The 24,386-nt window shown below is 36.3% G+C and carries 24 protein-coding genes; 14 read left to right on the top strand and 10 right to left on the bottom strand.

Annotated elements, in window-relative coordinates; translation table 11 throughout:
• The first annotated feature begins 133 nt into the window (after nucleotides 1-133).
• From ACTJIP_RS10585 to ACTJIP_RS10560, 6 genes are all read left to right on the top strand, one after another.
• Nucleotides 134-763 (top strand): sensor histidine kinase, encoded by a 630-nt coding sequence (locus ACTJIP_RS10585; protein WP_228408666.1) that lies wholly within the window; start codon nucleotides 134-136, stop codon nucleotides 761-763.
• Nucleotides 763-1,407, top strand: coding sequence for a response regulator (locus ACTJIP_RS10580; RefSeq protein WP_077414306.1), 645 nt, complete (start codon nucleotides 763-765; stop codon nucleotides 1,405-1,407). The genes ACTJIP_RS10585 and ACTJIP_RS10580 overlap by 1 nt, the downstream gene beginning before the upstream one ends.
• A 597-nt stretch (nucleotides 1,408-2,004) precedes the next feature.
• Complete coding sequence (locus ACTJIP_RS10575) at nucleotides 2,005-2,145, top strand: bacteriocin-like protein (RefSeq protein WP_175627203.1); 141 nt, start codon at nucleotides 2,005-2,007, stop codon at nucleotides 2,143-2,145.
• Between the two features lie 474 nt (nucleotides 2,146-2,619).
• Nucleotides 2,620-4,659, top strand: a complete 2,040-nt coding sequence (locus ACTJIP_RS10570; protein WP_440704542.1) for a M13 family metallopeptidase — start codon at nucleotides 2,620-2,622, stop codon at nucleotides 4,657-4,659.
• A gap of 767 nt (nucleotides 4,660-5,426) precedes the next feature.
• Nucleotides 5,427-5,654: a hypothetical protein gene (locus ACTJIP_RS10565; RefSeq protein ID WP_440704541.1), complete on the top strand. Its 228-nt coding sequence runs from the start codon at nucleotides 5,427-5,429 to the stop codon at nucleotides 5,652-5,654.
• 112 nt (nucleotides 5,655-5,766) lie between these two features.
• Entirely contained in the window at nucleotides 5,767-6,219 is a 453-nt protein-coding gene (locus tag ACTJIP_RS10560) for a hypothetical protein (RefSeq protein ID WP_440704540.1), read from the top strand.
• 27 nt (nucleotides 6,220-6,246) lie between these two features.
• Here the strand turns inward: ACTJIP_RS10560 and ACTJIP_RS10555 are convergent, their stop codons facing one another.
• Nucleotides 6,247-6,687: a lysozyme gene (locus tag ACTJIP_RS10555; protein WP_440704539.1), complete on the bottom strand. Its 441-nt coding sequence runs from the start codon at nucleotides 6,685-6,687 to the stop codon at nucleotides 6,247-6,249.
• 485 nt (nucleotides 6,688-7,172) lie between these two features.
• Here ACTJIP_RS10555 and ACTJIP_RS10550 point away from each other — a divergent pair, with 485 nt between their 5' ends.
• The 5 genes from ACTJIP_RS10550 to ACTJIP_RS10530 all read left to right on the top strand — a co-directional run bounded on the left by ACTJIP_RS10550 (nucleotide 7,173) and on the right by ACTJIP_RS10530 (nucleotide 13,461).
• Entirely contained in the window at nucleotides 7,173-7,526 is a 354-nt protein-coding gene (locus ACTJIP_RS10550; RefSeq protein ID WP_077414319.1) for a hypothetical protein, read from the top strand.
• Nucleotides 7,527-7,660: 134 nt separating this feature from the next.
• A complete protein-coding gene (locus ACTJIP_RS10545) occupies nucleotides 7,661-9,976 on the top strand; it encodes a TonB-dependent siderophore receptor (protein WP_440704538.1) in 2,316 nt (771 codons plus the stop codon).
• A gap of 3 nt (nucleotides 9,977-9,979) precedes the next feature.
• Entirely contained in the window at nucleotides 9,980-11,425 is a 1,446-nt protein-coding gene (locus ACTJIP_RS10540; protein ID WP_077414325.1) for an ABC transporter permease, read from the top strand.
• Nucleotides 11,426-12,772, top strand: coding sequence for an ABC transporter permease (locus tag ACTJIP_RS10535; RefSeq protein ID WP_077414327.1), 1,347 nt, complete (start codon nucleotides 11,426-11,428; stop codon nucleotides 12,770-12,772).
• Nucleotides 12,766-13,461 carry an ABC transporter ATP-binding protein gene (locus tag ACTJIP_RS10530; protein WP_077414330.1) on the top strand — a complete coding sequence of 232 codons (696 nt, stop codon included), beginning with the start codon at nucleotides 12,766-12,768 and terminating at the stop codon, nucleotides 13,459-13,461. The genes ACTJIP_RS10535 and ACTJIP_RS10530 overlap by 7 nt, the downstream gene beginning before the upstream one ends.
• A 70-nt stretch (nucleotides 13,462-13,531) precedes the next feature.
• Here ACTJIP_RS10530 and ACTJIP_RS10525 read toward each other — a convergent pair whose 3' ends face one another.
• The gene (locus tag ACTJIP_RS10525; protein WP_440704537.1) at nucleotides 13,532-14,827 is read right to left on the bottom strand and encodes a cryptochrome/photolyase family protein; all 1,296 of its coding nucleotides are present in this window, start codon (nucleotides 14,825-14,827) and stop codon (nucleotides 13,532-13,534) included.
• Nucleotides 14,828-15,018: 191 nt separating this feature from the next.
• Between ACTJIP_RS10525 and ACTJIP_RS10520 the strand changes: the two genes are divergently transcribed.
• Entirely contained in the window at nucleotides 15,019-15,261 is a 243-nt protein-coding gene (locus ACTJIP_RS10520; RefSeq protein WP_149388642.1) for a hypothetical protein, read from the top strand.
• A 111-nt stretch (nucleotides 15,262-15,372) separates the two neighbouring features.
• On the opposite strand, the gene ACTJIP_RS10515 is transcribed toward ACTJIP_RS10520, so the two are convergent.
• From ACTJIP_RS10515 to ACTJIP_RS10505, 3 genes are all read right to left on the bottom strand, one after another.
• Nucleotides 15,373-16,137, bottom strand: a complete 765-nt coding sequence (locus tag ACTJIP_RS10515; RefSeq protein ID WP_440704536.1) for a hypothetical protein — start codon at nucleotides 16,135-16,137, stop codon at nucleotides 15,373-15,375.
• Nucleotides 16,134-16,628: a MarR family winged helix-turn-helix transcriptional regulator gene (locus ACTJIP_RS10510; RefSeq protein WP_440704535.1), complete on the bottom strand. Its 495-nt coding sequence runs from the start codon at nucleotides 16,626-16,628 to the stop codon at nucleotides 16,134-16,136. The genes ACTJIP_RS10515 and ACTJIP_RS10510 overlap by 4 nt, the downstream gene beginning before the upstream one ends.
• Before the next feature lie 102 nt (nucleotides 16,629-16,730).
• Entirely contained in the window at nucleotides 16,731-17,579 is an 849-nt protein-coding gene (locus ACTJIP_RS10505; protein WP_219072594.1) for an AraC family transcriptional regulator, read from the bottom strand.
• Between the two features lie 71 nt (nucleotides 17,580-17,650).
• Here ACTJIP_RS10505 and ACTJIP_RS10500 point away from each other — a divergent pair, with 71 nt between their 5' ends.
• Nucleotides 17,651-19,027, top strand: coding sequence for an MFS transporter (locus ACTJIP_RS10500; protein WP_440704534.1), 1,377 nt, complete (start codon nucleotides 17,651-17,653; stop codon nucleotides 19,025-19,027).
• 36 nt (nucleotides 19,028-19,063) lie between these two features.
• A complete protein-coding gene (locus tag ACTJIP_RS10495; RefSeq protein WP_426483081.1) occupies nucleotides 19,064-19,453 on the top strand; it encodes a hypothetical protein in 390 nt (129 codons plus the stop codon).
• An 84-nt stretch (nucleotides 19,454-19,537) separates the two neighbouring features.
• On the opposite strand, the gene ACTJIP_RS10490 is transcribed toward ACTJIP_RS10495, so the two are convergent.
• The 5 genes from ACTJIP_RS10490 to ACTJIP_RS10470 all read right to left on the bottom strand — a co-directional run bounded on the left by ACTJIP_RS10490 (nucleotide 19,538) and on the right by ACTJIP_RS10470 (nucleotide 24,357).
• Nucleotides 19,538-20,173: an HD domain-containing protein gene (locus ACTJIP_RS10490; RefSeq protein WP_198424150.1), complete on the bottom strand. Its 636-nt coding sequence runs from the start codon at nucleotides 20,171-20,173 to the stop codon at nucleotides 19,538-19,540.
• A 106-nt stretch (nucleotides 20,174-20,279) separates the two neighbouring features.
• Nucleotides 20,280-21,137 carry a helix-turn-helix domain-containing protein gene (locus tag ACTJIP_RS10485; RefSeq protein ID WP_440704533.1) on the bottom strand — a complete coding sequence of 286 codons (858 nt, stop codon included), beginning with the start codon at nucleotides 21,135-21,137 and terminating at the stop codon, nucleotides 20,280-20,282.
• 132 nt (nucleotides 21,138-21,269) lie between these two features.
• A complete protein-coding gene (locus ACTJIP_RS10480) occupies nucleotides 21,270-22,430 on the bottom strand; it encodes an MFS transporter (RefSeq protein WP_077414350.1) in 1,161 nt (386 codons plus the stop codon).
• Nucleotides 22,431-22,566: 136 nt separating this feature from the next.
• A complete protein-coding gene (locus ACTJIP_RS10475; RefSeq protein ID WP_180563527.1) occupies nucleotides 22,567-23,481 on the bottom strand; it encodes a helix-turn-helix domain-containing protein in 915 nt (304 codons plus the stop codon).
• A 78-nt stretch (nucleotides 23,482-23,559) separates the two neighbouring features.
• A complete protein-coding gene (locus tag ACTJIP_RS10470) occupies nucleotides 23,560-24,357 on the bottom strand; it encodes an SDR family oxidoreductase (RefSeq protein ID WP_077414354.1) in 798 nt (265 codons plus the stop codon).
• Nucleotides 24,358-24,386: the final 29 nt, after the last annotated feature.

The following is a 24,386-nucleotide window of genomic DNA, read 5'->3' as shown; positions in this document are numbered from 1 at the left end:
GTTTTTTTTAAGCTTTGATACAGAATTTATGAATGACCTTAGCAACGAACTACAATTAAAAATTGAAAAACTGGAAAATGAAATCAGTTTTAAAAACGGACTGATCTCGATATTATCTCACGATTCAAAGGAAATGTTTGGAAATTTTCTGTGGCTTATAGAAGCGGTAGAAGAAAAGACTATAAGTGAGGAAGATTTTTTTAAGTTGTTGCCGCAGTTAAAATGCGATGCCCAAAAGAATCTGCAAACCATTCAGGACAGCACCTCTTGGTTAAAAACGCAATATGGGGAATTTAAGATTAAACCTGAGAAAATCATGATGATGGATCTTTTTCACCATTTTGAAGAAAAATATGCACTTAAATTAAAAGAAAAAAATATTAAATTTCACTTTAAAGGAGATCCCAATGCATTTGTTACAACCGATCGTTTGTTGCTGCAATATGTTTTAGACAAAATTCTCAATAATGCAGTGAAATACTCTTTTTCCGGGAATGACATTCACTTGCAGGAAGTTACGGATGATCGTCAGGTGATAATTTCTGTGAGCGACTTCGGAACGGGAATGGATGAAAAATATTTATCTGAAATCTTCACTTATGGTAACCCCCTATTCCTTGGTACTGCTGGTGAGAAAGGAGTTGGATTAAGTTTGAAAATTGTGAAAAATTTTGTATCCTTGATGCATGGAAACATTCAAATCACTTCCGCTGAAAATAAAGGCACCACTGTTTCCCTCTTTGTACGTAAATTTATAGAATAATGGGTTTAAAAGTAAACGTTCGTATTATTGTAGCAGACGATCACGGTATCGTCCGGATGGGTTTAATACAAACCATACAACGCCTCTGGCCTGATGCTACAATCATTGAAGTAGAGGATTTTAAATCACTGTACAAAGTCATTCTGAAGGAAGAACTGGATCTGGCTATCATGGACGTCAATATGCCTAATGGTTCTGTTCAGGAAGCCATTGACTACATAAAAATGCACCAACCCAACTTAAAAATTCTTATATTTTCTTCTCAAGATGAAGAGGTGTATGCAATGCGCTATCTAAAGATGGGTGCCGGTGGCTATTTAAGTAAACAAAGCTCCAATGCAGTAGTTGAAACTGCTTTGACGGCAATGCTCAGTACTGGCCGGTTTGCGAGTGACCACGTAAAAGAAGCGATGTTTTTAGAATCGATAAATGGCACTACAAAAAACTCACCTTTCGAAGCGTTGTCTGACCGCGAATTGCAAATTGCCAATAAACTGGCTGAAGGTCTTCCTCTCAAAGAAATTTCTAATCAACTTAATCTCCATTCATCTACGATCAGTACTTACAAAAACAGGCTGTTTGAGAAACTGAAAATACGATCCATACCCGAATTGGTGGAGATTCTTAGGCTGTATAATCATTAAAAATTCTATAATTTCCACTTTATCATCCCGGAAATCGTGGGATCTTGTACATCTTAACAAGATCCTACACTCCGCTAGCTTCAGGAGATGTTTCGCGAAATCACTTTGTATAGACAAAACAGAAGGTTGGGAGATCGACAGAAGCCAAACTCACAAATTCCCCATTCTATCAGATATATTTTTTTCTGAATCAAACAACCTTTGAAGAAAGAGTGTTCTGAAAGATTTTTAAGGTAGAGGTTCAGTATTTTAGCTTCTTGAGTATTGTCTAATGCCTTGTGTCATTTAGATCAGTTTTTCATATATTTTTTCGTGACCCCATTGCTAAACAGCTCAAGTATCAATTCTGGAGAATAAATCTGATAAGTAAGTTCATTTCCATGCATGTTCTTCCTCAAAATTAAATGAAATCAAAGTTATTATTATTTTAATCAAATAAAGAATCACATCATACCATAGTATCAATTATTTAAACTATTGATTGCAGTATCACTCCAATTTTTAAAATCCAACCAAATAGAACGTTAAAATTCGTTAATTTAAACCCGTATATAATAATTATTCGTGAGATTTGTTGTGAACATAAAAAATATTAGTATGAAAAATTTAAAAAAGCTTAAAAAAGCAGAATTAAAAACAATTGTTGGCGGAGCAGGTTGTACCAGACTATGTTTTATAAATGATAAATTAACATGCGTTCCGTATAATTCATGTGGTGGCCCTGGACTTGAGCCATAAAAAAATTAATAACCTGTTTTTCAAAAACATATTTCTAGAATATTTTCAATACTAGTAAAATATCTGTTTGAAAAACAGGTTATCTTATACAAAAATATCTATACACACCTAAGAATTAAGAACCAGCCTAACCATATATGAATCCGTTCTTTCATAGGTACGTCCCATGCTCCCAGTTCTCCTACAAATCCCCTTTCATAATGAGCAGCGAACCGTGTGGAAACAGTAAACTGTATTTGTTTGCATGATGGTCTTTTTTCTCATAGTTACAGGGCTTACCACTAAAAATTTTATCAGCTATTGCCAAATCGGCAAGATATCCACAATTTTATTATAATTTAATTGTGTTTAACACGCATAGGATAAAACAATAAAACAGCATATCATTAAACGGTAAAAAAATATATTGTGATAAAATTTCTCACTATTTTAAACCGTTTAACCAGATGTTTGAAAAATTATATTTTTATCAGTATGAAAAACCATAAGTTGACAGCACTTTTAATTATTATAACGATACTCTTTTCTTGTAAGGCTGAAAAGAAAGCGAACATTAGTTCTGTTTTCAATAATTCAGGTTTTGACAATAGCAATATTGATTCTACTAAAAATCCATGTATTGATTTTGATGGCTTTGCTAATGGTAACTGGAAGAAGAAAAACCCTCTTCCTGCTACTGAAAGCAGATGGGGTGCTTTCGAAATTCTTGATCGGGACAACAAAGTGAAACTGAAAAATATTGTAGATAGCATAAGTAAATTACCTAATCTCAAATTAGGTTCAGAATCTCAACAGATAGCTGATTTTTACAGATCTTACATGGATACTGCTTCCATAGAAAAGTTAGGACTTTCACCTCTTGACAGCTATTTTGAACGAATTGATCATATTAAAGATTATACCGATTGGGTAAACTTCTCCGGGGAACTTCAAAAGCTTGGTGTACCAACTTTTATCAGTTATAAGGTGGAAGCCGATGCTCATAATAATCAAATGAATATACTTTCGTTAGGGCAAGGCGGATTAACTTTGGGTGATAAAAGCTATTATGCACTAGAAGAATCTAAAAATGCCAACTTAAAAGACAGAATGATCCAGCACATAGACATTATGTATAAAAGCGCAGGCCTTAAAGTTGTTTCCCCTGGTTCCAAAATTTACGAATTGGAGCAAAACGTGGCTCGTCTGCAGCTATCTAGTCTGATGTTGCGCGATCAGATAAGAACCTATAATAAGATATCTGTCACAGAGCTCAGCCACATAGCATCACAATTTAATTGGAACGGGTTTTTAAAAGCACAAGGAATTAATACCCAAACTGTTATTATTGAAGACCGGGCTTATATGAGCAATTTAACAACTCTCCTGCATAAAACACCATTAACTGTATTGAAATTATATACCCAGTGGCAGCTTTTATCTCATTTTGCACCTTACCTGCCACAGAAATACAGCAATCCTCACTTTGCTTTTTTCGGAACAGTAATGGCTGGAAAAAAAGAACAAAAAAGCCGCATAGACACGGCAATTAAAGAGTTAGAGCAAGCACTGGGCATGCCTTTAGGTAAGCTTTTTGTTCAAAGATATTTCCTTGAACAAGATAAACAAAAGATAGGTGAAATGATTGAAAATGTGCGCTGGGTTTATCATCAGCGTATAGACAGCTTACACTGGATGAGTAATAGCACCAAAGCGTTGGCACACAAAAAATTAAAGACAATGACTTTCAAGATCGGATATCCGGAAAAATGGCCCGACTATTTCGGTATCTCCATACAACCATTACGTTTGATAGATAATATCATTTCTGTTGCAGTTTTTCATCATAACGAAAGCATCAATAAAATTGATAAGCCAGTAGATAAAAGCGAATGGCATGCGACACCACAGACTGTTGATGCATTTTATGATCAATATACTAACAGTGCTTGTTTCCCCGCTGGTATCCTGCAGCCACCTTTTTATAATCATGAAGCAGATGATGCTATAAATTATGGTGCCATAATCGCGGCGATAGGGCATGAAATAACCCATGCTTTTGATGACAGAGGTTCGAAATTCGATGCTTCAGGTAATTTAAATAACTGGTGGACATCAATAGACAGACATAATTTTGAAAACCTCACAAAAGAATACATTGATTATTTTAACCAAATGGAAGCCCAGCCAGGAGTACACATTAACGGACAGCTCACTATAAGCGAAAATATAGCAGATCTTGGTGGACTTACTCTGGCCTATCATGCACTTGAAAAAAGTTATGATAAAAAAAAGCAACCTGCATCTATTAACGGTTTCACCTGGCAGCAACGTTTCTTTTTAGGGTGGGCACAAATGTGGCATGGCAACATCAGTCCTGAAGCTCTACGTAATGAACTATTAACCAACCCTCATGTACCTTTCAGATTTAGGATAAACGGCCCCCTGACACAATTAAGAGAATTTAAACAAGCATGGAACTGCAATAAAAAAGATTCGGCCAATTTGAATATTAAAGGGGTAGAAATTTGGTGAACTTATAATTTATCAACAAAGGTTTAACTATTTTTTCGACATGCAAAGTCAGTACACTTATTTAGCCATCAGTTTACATTTCTGGTCATGGTTTCAACTTTCATTCCGTTTAAGTTTTGGATCTGCTATGTTTATAAGATCTGTATCTGTAACCGCCTGAATATCGTATTATTAAAATCTGAAATTCTGGAATAAATCCGCTCCAAAATCATTAAGAACCCTTTACCCGTTGTACTCAAAATAAATTCAAATCTGTCTAAATGTAAATCAATAAAATCCGGTTTATTATTCTTTTAAAGGAGAAAAAACTACAATTAAAAGAAAAATCCCCGGATCTCTCCGGGGATAAAAACTCATAATAAAAATTTTATTAACATTTCAAAATTAATAAATCTCCATTAATTGAATTATGATTAGAATCATAAAAAAACCTCCCGTGTCAATAGGGAGGTAAAAGTTCAAAATGAATTATAAGTTATAATGATGTGGTGTTAAATAAAGTATCTCTTAAAAACTCTTTTTAATCAATAACAATGCATATGCCATAAACTTCACTGTTTAATGAAATCGTTCTTTTTGTGGTACATTTTTCTTTTAACGTAAAAATCCCCGGAAACCGAGGACATTAAAAAAACTTGACTTGTACTTTTAGTTTTAAAAAACTCCGTAAATATACGGATATGGTGTAGTCATAACTCTACGGGAAACCGTAAGGCTTGTGTTCTAATTGTTTGTATATTGGCAACTCAACAAAAAAATAAATAATTATGACACACAAATTTTCAGCTGATAAATGGGAAGGAGAAGAGGGAGCGTTTGTATTTCAAATTCCATTGGAGGAAAGTGAGGAGAAACCATTAGTACAAGTTTATCAATACAGTGATGAAGGCACTTCTATCGCTTCTATCGTAATGATAAATGTATACATTACTGAGCAAAATGTAGTAATTCTTTCTTCAGGGAAACCATTTAACGGATATGCCGTTGTAAAATAATCCCCCGCTATTAGGTGGAGAATTATTACTATAGTGATAATATGGAAAACCATATTTATTAGATATTTTTATCTGGTAAATTATATCCGTTAAATGACTTGAAAATAAAAATATGTACGAAGAAATTTTAAAAAATAAAATCCAAATTGGAAATATATTAATTTATAAATATTGTCGAACTATTGAAAATGGAGAGAATAGGTACGAGGAAAGACAGGTCACAATTTCGTCTGTTGAAGAAGACGGAGTTTGTATTAAGGAGTTTGAATTATATAATGATATTAACTCTGACACAATTATATCACTTTCTATGTTTAAACCAATTGTAGTCTCTACAGAACTATTAGGCGAAATTGGTATTGAGGAAGATAAAGAAACGCATAACGAACTTTTTAATGAGCAATGGCAGCTGTTTAAATATAAAAATTTAAAATTAGCCATTCAATTTGGTGCAGTTTACAAATATAAAGAAGTATTTGATTCTAGCTTAGGGAGAAATAAGGTTGTGGTGTATGGAAACTTCTTAAGATATATTCATGAAATTCAGAATATACTAAACGATTAAGAAAATGCTCCAAAATTGGAGCATTTTCTATTTCGCAAAGAACAAATCAGCTTCTGCCTTTCTTCTTCGGATAAGCCCGTTTAAAACTTTTCCTCCGGCGGTAATATATCGTTTTGTAAACCAATCTTTAATTTCTGAATCCGTTGCTCTTCTATTGATCAGAAAAAACAAAGTCTCAGATCCTCCGGTGTTATAAGCATGAGAAACTAAAGCATCAAACTGATTCTGATTAAGTGTTATTTTCACTTTTGAGTTCACTATTTTTTCATAAGTTGGCAAAACTGCAGCGAATAGCTCTGCTCCTTTTTCTTTTGTAATTGTCGGATCTTTCATGGTTACTTTCTTTCCTCCGGGATAGTAAGTGTTACCATGCCCTATCGTCGGAATTCCTGCAGAATCCAGATAAGGCTTAGCGCTGAAGCCTTCAAATGATACAATCAGGTTGATTCCTTTTTGTGATGTTTTCATGTATTTAGTTTTATGTATTGCTCAGCAAAATTAAAATTGTAAATCCCAAAATAGTGAGGAAAAACACCTGTTTTTATAAAGTGTTATTATTATTTTCTTTTAAGTGCTGACTTTCTTTTTTATGTGCCAACCTCTGTCTTTTTTGTTTGCGGCTTATCTTAGGCTTGTTAAGACGTTTGTTGAATTTGCTCAATCTCTGGATTTATTGAGGCTGTAACTTATAAACTTAATATAAAAACAAAAACCTCCCGAATCATCGGAAGGTTATACTGTAATTTGTCAGAAATATGAAATTTCAATGGGCCAAATATAACAAGTTGTTTCTCTCACAAAATATGATCTGGATCATACTGCTGCGGAAAATATTTCATGTGTTCAACGGAAAATAAAATCATTAGATTTGAAACTACAGTTTGAAAAATATCTGTTACTTTTTCTTGATCATCCCATTTTTATCAAATTAAATTGTACTTTTGTTTTCTATTATGCAAAAATTTCTCAGAGTCTTTTTTGTTTTCTCTTTACTTCTGATATTTGTTTCTAATGTCAGCGGCGTAAACACATGTCTTGATCATGCTAAACATGCAAAGAGTAAAGTGATCTATAAAAAAGGTTCCAAAGAAGAGAAAATTCCTACCATCTCACAGGACGACGAATGTCAGTGTGCGCTTCATATGCACATGAACAATGTTCTCCTTCCTGAAGCTTTGAACATGGATTTTGCCATCAATAGTACGAATGACAGCGAAATGCCTCAACCAAAAGCCATTTCATACCGTTGTCTTCTCGACTTCTTCAGCTCCCGGGCTCCCCCATCTTCATTTTTCGCGGCAGCTTAATCTATAATTCTGCCTTCATTTTTGTATACAGATTCTTGTAGTCTGTACTGTTATGCCGTGGATACCTGTGTTTTCACACAATTAAAGATATCCTTTTATTAATGGGCATTTTCACTGCCCGTACATCCCTATTCATGATTACCAGTAATTTTAATTATTCGGGAATAATTCATTGTATTTCCCCAAATTCTGCGAAACTTTTAAGTTTAAGTTTCATTACCGCATCTTCATTTCTATATGCTCAGTCCCGTTCTGAAGATTCCTTATCTACAGTGGTACAAACGGTTGAAATCATCGGAAGAAAGTCTAAAGATTATACATCAGACTACTCTTTTGCTGCCACTAAGATTGCTATGAAAAATAAAGATCTTCCTTTAACTCTTAATACCGTTACCAAGGAACTGATCACCGACCGCCAGGCCTTTCAGCTTGGAGATGTTATGAAAAATGTGAATGGAGTCTCTCCTTCCAGCTATTACAACCAATACAACATCCGTGGAATCAGTCAAAATGAAGAAGGACAGATTATCAATGGAATGCGGACACGACAGTATTATTTTCTACAACCTATGACTTCCAATATTGAACGTGTAGAAATTTTCAAAGGTCCGGCAAGTATTACCATGTCCAGTGTGGATCCCGGAGGAACAATTAATATGGTTACCAAAAAACCGTTGTCAACTTCCCGTCACGAAATCAGTTCATCGGGAGGCAGTTTTGATACTTACCGTGTCACCACAGATCTTACAGGCCCTTTAAACAAGAGCAAAACTCTATTATACCGCTTTAACGGAGCTTACCAAAATGCGCAGTCGTTCAGGGATCATGTTAAAAACAGTGGTGTTTTAATTTCTCCTTCCATCACATTTGTTCCGAATGAAAAAACATCGGTGAATGTAGAAATGATTTTCAATGATCTTTATGGAAACCTGGACAGAGGACAGCCTATTTTCGGTGCTGTTGCAGGAAAAACAGATTTATACAGTACACCAAGATCTTTGAATCTGGGAGCCCCTGATGATTTTTTTAAAACCAGGGAATTGATTATAATGGGAAGTGTTGCCCATCATTTCAACCCATTTATCAGCTTCAATGCCTCTTATATGAAGCAATACTGGAGAGAAAACCTGCAGGAACACCGAACCACCAATTCCTTTGCTCCTGACATGGATAACAAACCGGTTTCCAGCCTTGCGATGATGCAGTTTGTGCAAAGAAAACAAAACTGGGCAACAGACAATATTAATGCTTATTTTAATTTTAAATTCAAAACAGGTACTGTTCAGCATCAGGCTTTAATAGGCTATGACAGCCAGATCTGGGAAAAACGCAAAGGCGGACAACAAAATGCTGCAAGAGGTTTTCTTTTAAAGAACGGTTCTGTAGTAGCTTCTTACAAACCAGCCAATGCTGCTGATTACCAGACTATCAATTACAATGGAACACTCATTCCTAAACCTAATGTCACTCCATTTGATCTGAATCCGGGTGCAGAAAATTATCAGGGTAGTAATTTTAATACATTGAATGTTATAACTGCTCTGCCTTCTGCTCTTACCACTACACACGCTGCTTATATTCAGCATTTTTTCACATGGAAAAAGTTCAAAATCCTATCAGGAATACGTCAGGAATGGTTTCAGGACACCACCAATTTCAAAGAATCCAATGAGTCTTCATTCCGGAATAATAAACTTCTGTACAGATTCGGGATTACTTACAGTCTTACGGATGATATTAACCTTTATGGTACTTACCTTACCGGATTCCAGCCACAATCCAATACGGTGACATTAATGCCCAATACCTCCAGTCTTACAGGCAGCGAATCTGCAGCACGATTTAAACCACTGACTTCAGATCTTAAAGAACTGGGAATTAAGGCACAACTTTTCGGAAAAATCTCATTGAATCTTGCTGTGTATGAGATCAACCAGAGAAATATCTTAATCAATGCCAATAATCCATCGGAACCGGATGAACTAGTACAGAGAGGTGCCGACCGTAGTCGTGGATTTGAAGCTGATTTTTCCGGACATATTCTTCCTCAATGGCATATTTACGGAGGCTACAGCTATATTGATGCTAAAATACTTGATGATACCAATCCTGATCTTGTAGGGAAAAGGAAAGAAAACACTTCTAAAAATTCTGTCAATATCTGGACGCGCTACAATTTTTCAAATATTGAATTCATAAAAGATTTCGGAATTGGGGCAGGAATGCTTTATCAGAGCTCTAAAGTTCCGTGGTTCACAAGAAGTTTTGAACTTCCCGCTTATACGACCATAGACGCTGCATTGTACTACACTCCGGCAAAGTCTGTCCAGCTTTCTTTTAATCTGAATAATATCACCAACAAAGTCTATTGGATTGGGGCTCAGAATTATTTAAGGTTATTTCCGGGAACTCCAAGAAATTATTTACTAACTGCTACTTATAAATTTTAAAATATGGCTATTTCAAACTTACAACTGATGGTGAGAAAAACCTGGCAGGATTTGTTTAAAGGAAAACAAAATCTGCTCACCACTATTGCTGTACTCTTATTCTGTATGCTGAGTATTGGTATAGGATATACTAAATATACGGATTCCTTTTCAAAAATAAAAGAATACCGGGAAGAAGTCCGGGAAAGCTGGGAACACAGACCTGATAAGCATCCGCACCGTATGGCGCATTATGGTTATCTGGTTTTCAGAATCGGGCATCCTCTGAATATTTTTGACAATGGATTAGATGATTACCTTGGGAATGTCATATTTCTGGAGGCACATAAACAGAATACAGCCAATCTTTCGGAGGCTGGAAGCTCAGGAACTTTAGTAAGATTCGGTGCTTTCAGCAGTGCTTTTATTCTGCAGAGTATTGTTCCGCTGATTATTCTTTTTTTAGGATTTGGATTAATTGTTCAGGAACGAGAGAGTGCCACCTTAAAAATCATTAGTGTACAGGGAACTTCCGGAAGGGATATTATCTGGGGCAAAATTCTGGGACTCTGGTTATTTTCTCTATGCTTTCTGATTCCGGTGATTCCTATTGTTTTCCTTGCAGCGTTCATGTCCGAGACAACAGATTCGGCTGATATTTTATTACGCCTGCTTTTCCTGTTGCCTGCTTATATGATCTATTACTTTTTTATAAGCACTTTAACTGTTGTAGTTTCTGCAAACAGCAAAAGTACTTCTTCAGCATTGATCAGTCTTATAGGCTTCTGGCTTCTTTTCATTATTGTTTTACCAAAAGGTGTTCAGTTTGCAGCACAGAATTTATATCCGGCACCTTCCCGTATTGCTTTTGAAACAACCCTGGAAAAGGATATTTTAAAGTCTGGAGACAGCCACAACCCTGACGATCCTTATTTCAAAAAGATCAAAGATTCTTTACTGACAAAGTATAAAGTGAAAACAACAAATGAGCTTCCTTTCAACTATGGAGGATTTGTTATGAAAGAAGGGGAAAAAATAAGTTCACAGATTTATATCAGACACCAAAAAGAATTGCAAACCATTTACAACAGGCAACAAAATCTGACCGATTTTTCAGGGCTGATCAATCCGGCCATTGCCATTAAAAACTTTTCAATGATTGCAACGGGCACAGATTTCTTCTCTTATACTCAATTTCAAAAACAGGCTGAAGAATACCGCTATCAGATGGCTCAGCATTTAAATGATTTACAAATTGAGCATATCAGCAATATAAAACCGGAAAACGGTGGACCACCTGCTGTGATTGATAAAGACAACTGGGAGAAGTTCCCGGATTTTAAATACAGGTATACTTCTGTTCTGTACAGTCTGAAAGAACAGCCAATACCTGCTGCCTCATTAGTTCTATGGATGGTTATCTGTGTCATCGCCATCGAAATAAGTGGAAGAAAATTAAAATTAATCTAAATGAATCGTTATTTATATACCCAATTTTACCGTAACAAAGCGTATATCATTGCTCTTTTGTTTTTACTTATAGCCGGAATTATGGCTATTTATACAGGGAAAAAATTTCTTGACAGGAACGGAGATATCATTTCTAAGAGTGAAGTATTTCAGGAGGAAAGCATTCAAAGGAATATAAAATTTCATAAGGATGATCTGGGGCTGGTTCTTTATTATATTAAATTCAATCTGGTGAATGAAACACCCAGGCTTGCTGCTTTAAATATTGGAATGCGGGATTTAAATCCCTCTATCCAGGGCGTAACCATTCGAAATCTTGAGGAACAGCGTTATAATTCTGATTTTTATAATCCTGCCAATGCAGCAGTAGGAAATTTTGACTTTAGTTTTGTGATTGTTTTCCTTTTTCCACTGGTCATTGTCGCGTTTTGTTATAATCTGATTTCTGAGGAAGAAGAAAGAGGAACCTGGAAATTGCTTTCAGTACAGAGTGGCAATTTACAAAAGCTTCTGGATCAGAAGATGTTTATACGTTTTTTGGCAGTGACAGCTGTATATTTTGTGCTAATAATCATTGCTTCGGCCTGGATAAAAATACCGTTAGACTCTTATTATACTGCCTTTCTTATTAGTGGATTCCTTTATATTCTGTTTTGGTTTGCCTTATGCAGATGGATTGTTTCTTTCCGTAAATCATCACCTCAGAATGCGTTAATTCTTCTGATCATTTGGGTGGGCATCAATTTTATTATTCCCATGAGCAGTAATATTCTGATCCAAAAAGTATATCCGGTTCATGAATCTCTTAAAGCAGTGATGGAACAGAGAGAAGGCTACCACAACAAATGGGATGAAGCTAAACGCCCCACTATGGAAAAATTTTACAAGGCATATCCTCAGTACAGAAATTTCACTGTGGAAGAAAATGATTCATTCACCTGGACCTGGTATTATGCCATGCAGCATATGGGAGATCTTGAATCTGCGAAGTCTTCAGAACATTATACTGAAAAGATGCAAAAACGGAATCAGGCGGCAACTTATTTAGGCTACCTCCTTCCGAATCTTCATACTCAGCTTGTAGAAAGCCGTCTGGCAAAAACGGATATGCAGAATCATTTGCATTATGCTTCATCACTTAAAAAATTCCATGAGAAAAAACGCTTATTCTTCTACCCTTTTATTTTCTCCGGAAAAACGGCAGAATCTATCAACTGGAAAGAACAAATCATACAAGTGTTCAAATTCTCTGACCCTATAAAATGGATACAGCTTGTACTGCCATACCTCATCTTCATTGCATTATTTATTATCCTTTCACAAAACAAATACCGAAAACTATGTTAAAAACAATCAACTTACATAAAAAATACAACGATTTTACGGCACTTCACGCTCTTAATCTGGAAGTAAAAAAAGGGGAAATATTTGCGCTACTCGGGCAAAACGGAGCTGGTAAGAGTACAACAATTAATATTCTTCTGGGGCTTATCAAAGCCACTTCGGGAGATGCTTTCATCAATGATATTTCGGTAAAGGATCATCCTCAAAAAATAAAAAAACACCTGGCTTATATTCCTGAAACAGTGCTTTTGTATCCTCAGCTCACCGGATTGGAGAATCTAGATTTTTTCTCCAAAATCGCAGGATTTAATTATCTGAAAGAAGAACTATCTGCCCTGCTTCAGCGTACAGGATTGCAAGAAACAGCCCATCAAAAAACACTCGGAGGGTATTCAAAAGGGATGCGCCAAAAGGTAGGAATTGCCATTGCTCTGGCTAAAGATGCAAAAGTACTTCTTCTGGATGAACCCACCAGCGGACTGGACCCAATAGCTACGGCAGAATTTACAGAGATTGTTCGCCAGCTGGGTAAAGAAGGCAGAACGATTTTAATGGCCACTCATGATATTTTCAATGCAGTAAGTGTGGCCACGAATATCGGTATTATGAAACAGGGAGAACTTGTACAGAACTTACCTTCCAAAGCATTTACAGCACAGGAATTACAGGAGCTGTATCTGAAAACGATTTAATTTTCATATTAAATATTTGGTTGATGCCCGGTGACTTTTTGTTGCCGGGCATTTTGCTGATATCCGTTATTTATGCCAAGGCTTTTTTGTATTCTGTTAAAGCTCTTTCACGGGCAAAGGTATGTTCTACTATTGGAGAAGGATAAGCTGAAGTATTCCATTCAGGAAGCCATTTCTTGATATAAAGCAGATCTTTGTCAAATTTTTCAATCTGAGCTGTGGGATTAAAAACCCTGAAATAAGGAGCTGCATCGCAACCGCTACCTGCTGCCCATTGCCAGTTTCCATTGTTTGCAGACAGATCATAATCATTCAGTTTTGAGGCAAAATAGGCTTCACCCCATCGCCAGTCGATCAGTAAATGCTTACATAAGAAACTTGCCACAATCATTCTTACACGATTATGCATATAGCCTGTCTGGTTAAGCTGTCTCATTCCGGCATCTACAATGGGATATCCTGTAGTTCCTTCACACCAGTGTTTAAATTCATCTTCATTATTCCGCCAGTTGATATTATCATACTGTTTTTTGAAGGATTGATGCACCACCTGTGGAAAATGATACAGAATCTGCATAAAAAACTCACGCCAGATCAATTCTGAAAGCCATGTTGAATTATGATCCAATGCAAAGGCCACACATTTTCTGATGCTGATCGTTCCAAAGCGCAAAGCTATTCCTAATTGTGTGGTACGCTGTAAGGCCGGATAATCACGGTATTTATCATAATTATCAATAATGGAAGCATCCAGAATCGGTTTTGTAAAATCAATTTCCGTTTTTTTGAACCCTATTTCCTTTAAAGTAAGGATATCAGAATGTTTCTGTGGAAAGAAATTATTAAAATTGAGCTCTACAGATTTATAATGTTCCGGAGTTAATGCTTCGCGCCATTTCTTTGCAAAAGGGGTATAAACAGTATAAGGAGAACCGTCTTTTTTAATAATCTGATCTTTATCAAAAATGACCTGATCTTTATAAGCTTTAAAAGGAATATTCTTTTCTGTGAAAAAATAATAGACTTCTTTATCTCTCTCAATCGCCTGAGGTTCATAATCCCGATTGCAGAAAACACCCTGAATATCATACTCTTCTGATAATTCCCTGAAGATCTCTATGGGTTTACCATAATATGTATTGATTTTGGAATTATGCTTTTCCAATGAAATATTGATATCCGTCAAAGCCTGATGGATATAATCAACCCTTCGGTCTTCTTTATCTTCCAGCTTTTCAAGAATATCAGTATCAAATATAAAAATGGGTATTACCGGATCTTCAGATTGGAGTGCGTGAAAAAGACCTATATTATCTTCCAGTCTTAAATCACGTCTGAACCAGAAAAGGGTAACTTTATGTTTCATGTAATTCAAACTACTTTATCATTCTATCGTTATAATACATTTCATAACTAAGGATAAAGATACAGATTTTAGTGCATAAATATTTTTAACGATTCGTATTACTTGGCTTTATCATTACAATTTGTATAATGATATGAATTAAAATTTTCCGACATTTGTCCGGAATTTAGTATGAATAGAAACTTACAGTAATGGAAGAATTTGAAGTCCCGGTAACCTATAAGGGTAAAGAATTGCTTTTCAACGGAAAGCTTGCCACATTCTCACACGGCTATAAATTGTATGTAGATGTTGATGGCACTGAAGTTATCATTGAACGTGATGATCATGGTGACTTAAGAGCACTTTTACCAGATTTAGCTGCGGAAAACACGATAGACAAAGGACTTATTGAAGCTATTATTGAGGTTTTCAGAGAACTTCAGGTTTTATAATTTATTTTCTGAAAGTTTAGGATATTAAAAAGAGGCTGTCTAAAAGTCAAATTATTTGACTTTTGTCATTCTGACGAAGGAAGAATCTCATTAATAATCCAGTAATTTGCTTTATTCGAAGACTACATAGTTCACTTTATCTACTCCCGTATTTCCGGTTTTCTCATGATAAGCATACAATACGAGTTCATAGTTTCCCGGAGAACTAATGAGGTGATTTCCTTCAAACAAATTGGTGGATACTAAAGATATATCTATATTCTTCACAAATTTTCCGTCTTTTTTCAGAATTCCTTTCACTTCAATTTCATCGGAATTCCATACACCTCCTTTATCTATCACACATCCGCACATCATAACAATATTGGCCTGAAAAAGGAAAGGTTTATCTTTAATGCTGTTCAATGCAATATATTGATGGGTTCTTGGCTTCAGAATATCAATGATGTATCCCGGAATTTCAAGGATAATTCCTTCTCCTAAAATATGTTTTCCAGGAATCAGCCACAATTCTGTGCTTACCACCGCCTGAGCCTGTTTACTGTTCAAAGGAGAAATCACTTCTATATTCACAAATGTAGGTTCATCAATATCCACAGCCGCCATAAAACCTCCGGTCTGCGCATCTGCAATGGAATTTCCTCTGATTTTAGGCGTTTTCATAATCAGATCTGTATTTCCGGTACTTCCCGTAGTATTTCCTTCTGCCAGAATCCTTTGATTAAGTTTATTTCTGATGATAATATGAGCTCCACCCAATGAAGTTCCTATAAATTTGGCATCTCTTGCTTTCGCTCTTATCATGATTTTGGTTTCAGTTGCCGAAATCATAAGATTGGAAAAAAGAAATGCAGTGATGAGAATTAATGCTTTCATGATTTGCTTGATTTTAAATATTCCTGTTTAAACCTGTGATGGAAAGATTCATCTTTTAATTGCTGATCAATATGATCCAGATACGTGAAAATCCCCAGATCTTCTGCTAGTACTTTCAAAATTGCTTTTTCACAGCTGTCCCAGATCTTCTCCAGCTGGGGAAGCATTTCAATGGCTTTTGGAGACAATGAAATAATCTGTTTCCGTTTATCTACACTGTCTTTTTTGATGTTGAGATAACCGTTTTCACTCATTTTTTTAACAATAACTACAACAGATGGGTGCGAATAGCCCAGCGGTTCAGCAATATCGGTAATTGAAATTTCCCCTTTCTTTTTCAGTAGCATAAAGACAAGATACCAATTAGGTTCAACATCAATTCCAAATTCTTTATAAAATTTCCGGACATCATGAGACATCCTATCGCTGATTCTTTTCAGTCTGCTGTCCAAAGCTTTATATTCTAATTCTTTAATAAAGTCAAAATCCATCTGAAATATATTTGTGGTAAATATATAAAATACAAAGTCAACTATATAGTTAACTTTGTATTTTTTTAAAACAGAATTAAAACTCTTTAATAAAAAAAGGTTTTATTTGAAGGTTTTCCTATATTCACCCGGCGTTACTCCCCTATATTTTTTGAAGAGTTTGGAAAGATGGCTTTCATCACTGAACTGAAGTTCATAAGCAATTTCACTTAGTCGTACACTGCTGTATTTTAGATACGTTTCTACCAATTTCAGTCTATAGTCCAGCAGATAATCCTGATAAGAAACTCCTGTCTGCTGTTTAAAATACTCTCCGAAATAATTTCCGGAAATCCCAAAATGTTCAGCAATAACCTGAATTCCGGTTTTCTCACGGTCCTTTATATGCTGTTGAATATAAGTGATGATCTTCATGATCGAAAAAGCTTTGCGGTTTTCCTGAAGGTCAGAGGTTTCACTCTGAATGATATTCCGGGCAATCAGATTCAGAAGGATCGACATACAGTTGCGGATAATAAGGTAATCTTCTGCTTTGTTTTTGAACTCATTAGCGATCTGAAGAATAAGGGTTTCGGCAAACTGCTCATCATTTTTATTCCTGAAGATACAACCAGCCCTTGCATGATAATTATGGCTGATATATTGCAGCTTATGCAAATTCTCACAGCTTTCAATACGGTCTGCTTCCAGCCGGATTTTATCAATAAATTCAGCCGGACATTGAATGCTGATAAGCTGAGCCATTTCACTCTTAAAACGATACTCTTCCTGCTGAGGAATAATAAAAAGCTTACCCTGAGAAAAATTAATACTGCGATCATCATACGCGAGTGTACCTTCCCCTTTGACAACATAAACGAATGTGAGAAAAGTCTTTGTTTTAAACACAATCTCTTCTTCTTTCAGTTTTATTTCTCTTACATCAATTTCTTCAAGCGGCAGTCCTTTCATTATACACTGTATTTTCCTCCAAAAGTACAATTTTAACAGAACATAAAGCGGGTATTTTTGCATAAAAAAGTATGAACACATATCCGAAACGGTGGCAGGCACTCAATTTTCTGATCGCAGGTGCTTTTCTCTCACCTCTGGATTATTTTATTGTCAATATGGCTTTGCCTTCTATCAAAAAAGCATTCAGTGCCAGCGATCATCAGCTTCAGATGGTTATTGCCATTTATGGACTTACTTATGCAGCGCTTGTTGTTTGCGGCGGACGGCTGGGTGATATTTACGGCCGTAAAAAGGTATTTATATCAGGATTATATACTTTCCTGTTTTCATCCCTCGCCTGCGCTTTTTCTCCTAATGTTATGTGGTTGATTATTTTCCGGCTGTTTCAAGGCGTTGGCGCATCACTGCTCGCCCCTCAGGTATTAGCTTCTATAAAGGATCTCTTCAGCAGTCAGGAGCAGCCTAAAGCAATAAGTCTTTTCAGTTCGGTATTTGGGCTAGCTTCAGTGGCCGGACAATTGCTTGGCGGAGTTCTTCTAAGTATGCATTGGGGAAATTTTTCCTGGGAAATGGTTTTTCTTGTAAATGTTCCTATTACGGTTATCTGTATTCTGGGAATCCATTTTACTATGAATGAGGATAATAAGAAAGAACAGACAGGTATTGATTTTACAGGAGCTTTATTATTAATTCTGGCTTTGCTTATGCTTATCTGTCCTCTTATTTTCGGACAAAAATTTGAATGGCCATGGTGGATCTTCGGGATTCTTCTTGGAGGAATTTTATTACTTATTTTATTTTTAAAATATGAGAAGAAACAACTTCAAAAAAGCCGTCCGGTACTCATAGATCCGGCACTGTTGCACCATAAACCTTTTGCATTAAGTCTTCTGATCATCTTCTTTTACAATTTCACGGCAGGTTTATTCATTTGTTATCCTTATTATTTGCAGCAGTTTCTCCATCAGAATTCATTGCAGACAGGGTTGGCTATCGTTCCTTATGGACTTGCCTTTTTCCTGGGGCCTTTGATTACCACGCGGATAAAACTGAGCGCTTCTAAAATGATCTACGTAGGATTGGGATTGTTGATGACAGGCTTTGTGATAAGTGCAGTAACTTTTTATTTTCAGCAAAAACCATCTTTACTCACTCATATCACTTTGTTTATAGCTGGATTCGGGCATGGTACCATTATGCCTGTTATGATGCGTACAGCTATTTCTTTAGTTTCTAAAGATAAAGCAGGACAGGCTTCCGGTTTGATAAGTATCGGCATTCAGATTGGCAGTGTGACCGGTGGAGCTGTTATTGGGACTTTATTTTTTAATCTGACACCTATTCTGGGGTTCACAAAAGCATTTGTTGCAGCGGTAGGAATGATCGGTCTTTTTCAACTTATTGGAATATGGGCAGGAAGCAGGTTGAGAAAGATCATTGATTAAAAGACATTTAAATAATAAAAATATTATATTTAAAATATGAGCAATACAGAAAAAATTATTTGGGAAATAGAAGAATTTCACAGGAATATTGAAAAATGGTTTCAGGGTAAAACAGAAAATCAGGAAAGTCTTTATAACGAATTATTATCTGGATTTTCCCCAGATTTCAAGATGATTAATGGAAATGGAGATACTGTTACTCTGTCTATGTTTGGAGACTGGCTTCCTACCGTATTTGGAAAGTTTCCGGAACGAAATATTCAGGTTGAAAATATAGTAGTACATGATTCTGAGCATCATGGTCTTGCTACTTATATTGAAACACAGGTTACGGGAGATATCACTACTAAAAGAACATCATCAGCCGTTTTTCTGCTGAATGAAGAAAAGGCAATATGGCTTCATCTTGTTGAAAACTGGATATAAATCTTCACATTTTTTGAACAGTCAACAGCCCTGTACATCCTTAGATGATCAGGGCTGTTTAGCTTAATGGTAAATTTCTTTCACTTATTCAGACCATGGAGAATGTAAAATACAGTCGCAGAAGTTTTTTCTTTGGAAATTGGGGATCATAAAAGCACAGACATCGGCTTTTATATTTCCAAAAGTGGTTTCTGTTTTATGCTCAAAACCACCGAAAAAGGTAGGAATAATCTTCTCTTTAAAGTCATTTCTCGGAAAAGCTTTGATAATTTCCTCCCGATGTTCTGTACTCAGGTTTTCATATCCTTCTCCCATCACATCCAATCCAACTCCTGAATACATTAAGGCTACCTCATTTTCCTTATGTTCTGCAATTCCAATGGTGGTATGAAGCGCAATGGTATCCCAAACCAGCTGAAGTTTATCCTGAGCAATCCCATGACCTTTCAAAAAATCTCGTGCTGCATTGGCTCCATCTACCTCAAACCTCAGATCCGGGCTGCTGTAATGAGAAACAAGTCCCAGATCATGAAATACGGATGCAACGTATAACAGCTCCGAATCATGAGCTTTGTTGTCACGCTTTGCATTTAATGATGAAAATAGGAAAACACGCAGAGAGTGATTGTAAATAAATTCTGTTCCGTGTTCCAATAGAAGTTCTGTGGCTTCAGTTGCAATTTTACTGTCCGGAATGATGATTCCCGCGACTTCTTTCATACGATTTACTGACATAGCTTTATGTAATTTTATCCAAAGATATCCTGATTACAAATGCCTGGGAATATCAATAAATACCAATAACATGTCAAAATTTCAAGCTGTTTTACACCCCGATATGAATGAAATTACTACGATAGTTTGCCGGAGATATTTCCGTATTTTTTTTGAAAAAGTGACTGAACTGTTCTGAGGTCCCGAAATGAAACTGATAAGCAATCTCTTTTACAGTATAAGAGCTGAACTGAAGAAGTCTTCTGGCTTCTGCGATAATCTGCCCGTTGATGATCTCTTTTGCGCTTTTATTACTGCACCGCTTACATAGCTCACTCAATCTCCGTGGAGTAATATTCAATATCTCCGAATAGTCATTTACCGCATGCAGACTATGATACTGGCTGCTCAGCAGCTCCATAAATTTGCGGTAGATAATATAATCCTGACTGTTAAAAGTTTCTTCTTTTACAATTTTTATATTGGCTAATTTGATCATGATGATCTTTAAATAGGCAGCCAGTACATCCATCTGATTAGTATAAGACTCAGTTTTGTATTCTGCCAGTAAGATTTTAAACAAACTTAAGAATTCGTCTCTTTCAGTCTGATCCGGTAATAGCTGTTGATTCGCAGCGGCATTATTAAACAAAACAGCTTTACAATTACTGGCACTGGAAGGCACTCTTTCCCAAAAACAGTCTCCAAAGGAAAGATGATAGCCAAAAACATCAGAATGATTCTCAAATTTACAGATCTGGCCTTTAGACAGTAAAAAGATTTTCTGACCTGCAATATCAAAAGAGCGTCCATCTACGGTCAGCACCCCTCTACCGCTCTCAATCATTAGAACATGATGATAATTAAGTCTTACAAAACTTCCGGAATAAGGAACATCATTCTCCAGCCGCTTTACGGAAAAAGAATGATCAATAACAGATTCGGTTAAAATTCCTGAGACCGGTTTCATCGAGATAAATTTTAATAAAGATAAAGAGTTTTTTAGAAACAGTATTTTTGAAATGCAAGATTAGCCAACAATAAGGAGCAGGAACATATCAAAAACCTCCTAACAGATGTCAAAATTAACCCGACAAACCTATTAATTTTTATTTCTGAATACTTTCATCTGCCCAGCCATAACCGCCAGTAAAATCCCAAAACAGGCAAAAAGTCCGTATGAATACCTTAGATCAAAGCTTTCAGCAATGTATCCGATAAGAGGCGGCCCCATCAGGAATCCTAAAAATGAAATACTGGAAACAAATGATAAAGCAATACTTGGAGCAACTGTACTCACCTTTCCCACTGTACTATAAACGGACGGTACACTCAGCGAGCTGCCAAGACCGATAATCATAAAAGCAATGATACATATCCAGAGTTCCGGAAAGAAAACACTTAGAAAAAGTCCTCCGCTCATCAGAATACCACAACATTGTAAAACAATCTTTTTCCCGTATTTTTCTATAATTCTATTCCCTATAAAACGACCTAAAGTCATCATTAAAATAAAACTTGTATATCCCAGTATAACAAGATTTTCAGGAGCTTTAACTATAGTTTGAAAATAAACCCCGCTCCAGTCGAACATCGCTCCTTCAATCGCCATACTCAGAAATCCTATGATTCCCAAACCAAACAATGTAGGATTTACAGATTTAAAAATTGACCGGGTTTGCGGTTCTGCTTTATGGATAATATTAGTCAGATTTCTTTTACTGTAGAACCAAAGTATTCCTACCAGGATAAAAACAGTAACAAAATGATAGAAAGTTCCCACATGAAGGTTAATCATCAATAAACCCACAACAGCTCCTGTAAGACCAGCAAAACACCAGGCTCCATGATAGGAAGAAAGAAGGGATCTTTTGGTAATGGATTCTATTTCAATGGCCTGCGTATTAATCGCTATATTGCACATATTCCCGGAAACCCCAAAGAAGAACAGAACAACCGCCAGCGTCCAGTAAGAAGGTGATAAGCCAATCAGCAAAAGGAAAAAGGGATATAATAAAAATACTCTTTTAATAATCCAGCTGCTTCCATACACACTGATCAGTTTCCCAGCCAAAACCATCGTTGAAAGCTGTCCTATAGGCATCAGAAGCAATAGCGTTCCCAGCTCTGCTTCATTGATCGAAAGTGCAGTTTTAATGATAGGAATCCGGCTCGCCCAGGAAGAAAAAACAAGTCCATGGGCAAAGAAAAGTAAAAAACAGGCTGTTGGCATTTTGGCATTAAAAGATTCTCTCTCGTTCATTATAACAGGGTGATAAAAATTCCTTTTGCAAATGTAAACACGCTCTGCTATTAAAATCTAGTCCGTTTTTGTCATTTTTATGTTCCATTTTAACCAATAACAAAAAAACACCCGGCAGTTGAACCGGGTGATATTTCTAATTGAATGATTGTCTGTAACTCAGAGGGGTTTTATCAGTTTTCTTTTTGAACAGCTTATTGAATGACTGCGGATGTTCAAATCCTAAAGCATAGGCTACTTCAGACACAGAGAAACCTGTAGTGGTAAGGTATTCTTTTGCTTTTTCAATCAGTTTTTCATGAATATGCTGCTGGGCATTCAATCCGGTAAGGTTACGAAGCATATCACTCAAATAATGAGGTGACAAACTGAGTGTGGAAGCAAGAAATTCTACTGTAGGAAGGCCTTTATTCAATGTTTCCTGCTGATTGAAATAGTTTTCCAGCACAACATCCATTTTGGTCAGCAGATCACTGTTTACAGCCTTTCTTGTAATAAACTGTCTTTTATAAAAACGGTTGCTGTAATTGAGAAGAACCTCCATATAAGAAATGATAACATCCTGGCTTACTTCATCAATCGTGGTATTCAGTTCATTTTCAATATTATTCAGCAATCCTGTTATCGTTGATTTTTCCTGATCAGACAAGTGCAGCGCCTCATTCGTATCATAAGAAAAGAAACCGAAGTTTTTGATATTCTTTGCTAAAGGATAGCTTCTGATAAAATCCGGGTGTACCAGTAACGTATAACCGCAATATTCTGCATTCTCATCAGTGGAAAGCACCTGTCCGGGTGCGGTGAACATCATTCCTCCTTCGTTGAAATCATAATATCCCTGCCCATAGCCCATTTTTCCTGTGGTAGAATATTTATACGAAATTTTATAAAAATTCAGGATAAAGCTCCTTTTCAGCATATCCTTTTTAATGCTCATTTTCGTATTATCCACAAGACTTACCAACGGATGAAGCGGTTTAGGGAGCTGCAACATGTCGTGCAGTTCTGATATAGATGAAATTTTAAGCGGAATATTATCTTTCTTTTCCATGATATAAAATTATAAATTATTTGATTGTAAAGACAGTATAAATATGATTTACTTTATACTGTCTTCCAAAAAAACTGATTAAATAAACTGTTTGCCAAACTGCTCTCTGAATGCTTCATCACCTAATTCAAGGCGCTGTGCGTAGATCGCTTTAGCATCCTCTCCTGCTACATATCTCAGTTGTTTTCTGCCATCTGTAGCAGCCTCATACACCACTGCTGCAATCTGTTCCGGAGTAGAAGCTGCTTCCATCATTCCTTCCATTTTAGAAAACAGAGAGTTTGTGATGTCTTCATACGCAGGGCTGGATGCTGAATCCAGAGAACGGCTTACAAAATCTGTTTTGATTCCTCCGGGAGAAACAGTCTTAACATCTATTCCAAAAGTATTAAGCTCGAAAGCTAAACTTTCACTCCAGCCTTCCAGCGCCCATTTGGTAGCGTGATAAGTAGAGCCCAGCGGAAATGCAACCAGTCCTCCTATAGACGTTGTAGAAATGAACATTCCTTTTTTCTGTTCCCTGAAGTAAGGAATAAATGCCTGTGTAACGCGTATAACCCCTAATAAATTCGTGTCAAGCTGTTTCACGATCTGATCATCTGAAAGCGCTTCCAAAGGGCCTATAAGCCCATATCCTGCATTATTGTAAACCACATCAATATCTCCCAGTTCAATAGCCTGTTTAGCCGTTGACTTTATCTGCTCCGGATTGGTAACATCCAATGGAAGCACAGTTACATTCTCCAGGGCTGCAAGATCGGCAGCTGCTTCAGGGTTTCTCATCGTAGCGATTACTCTCCATCCATTATTTTGAAATAATTGGGCAGTTGCTTTTCCTAATCCTGTAGAAGCACCTGTTATAAAAATTGTTTTCATTTTTCTTTGTTTAAAATTATAGGACAAAG

The organism is Chryseobacterium sp. 22543 (genome assembly GCF_052044565.1).
GTDB lineage: Bacteria > Bacteroidota > Bacteroidia > Flavobacteriales > Weeksellaceae > Chryseobacterium.
This window is presented reverse-complemented; position numbering and strand designations above follow the sequence as displayed.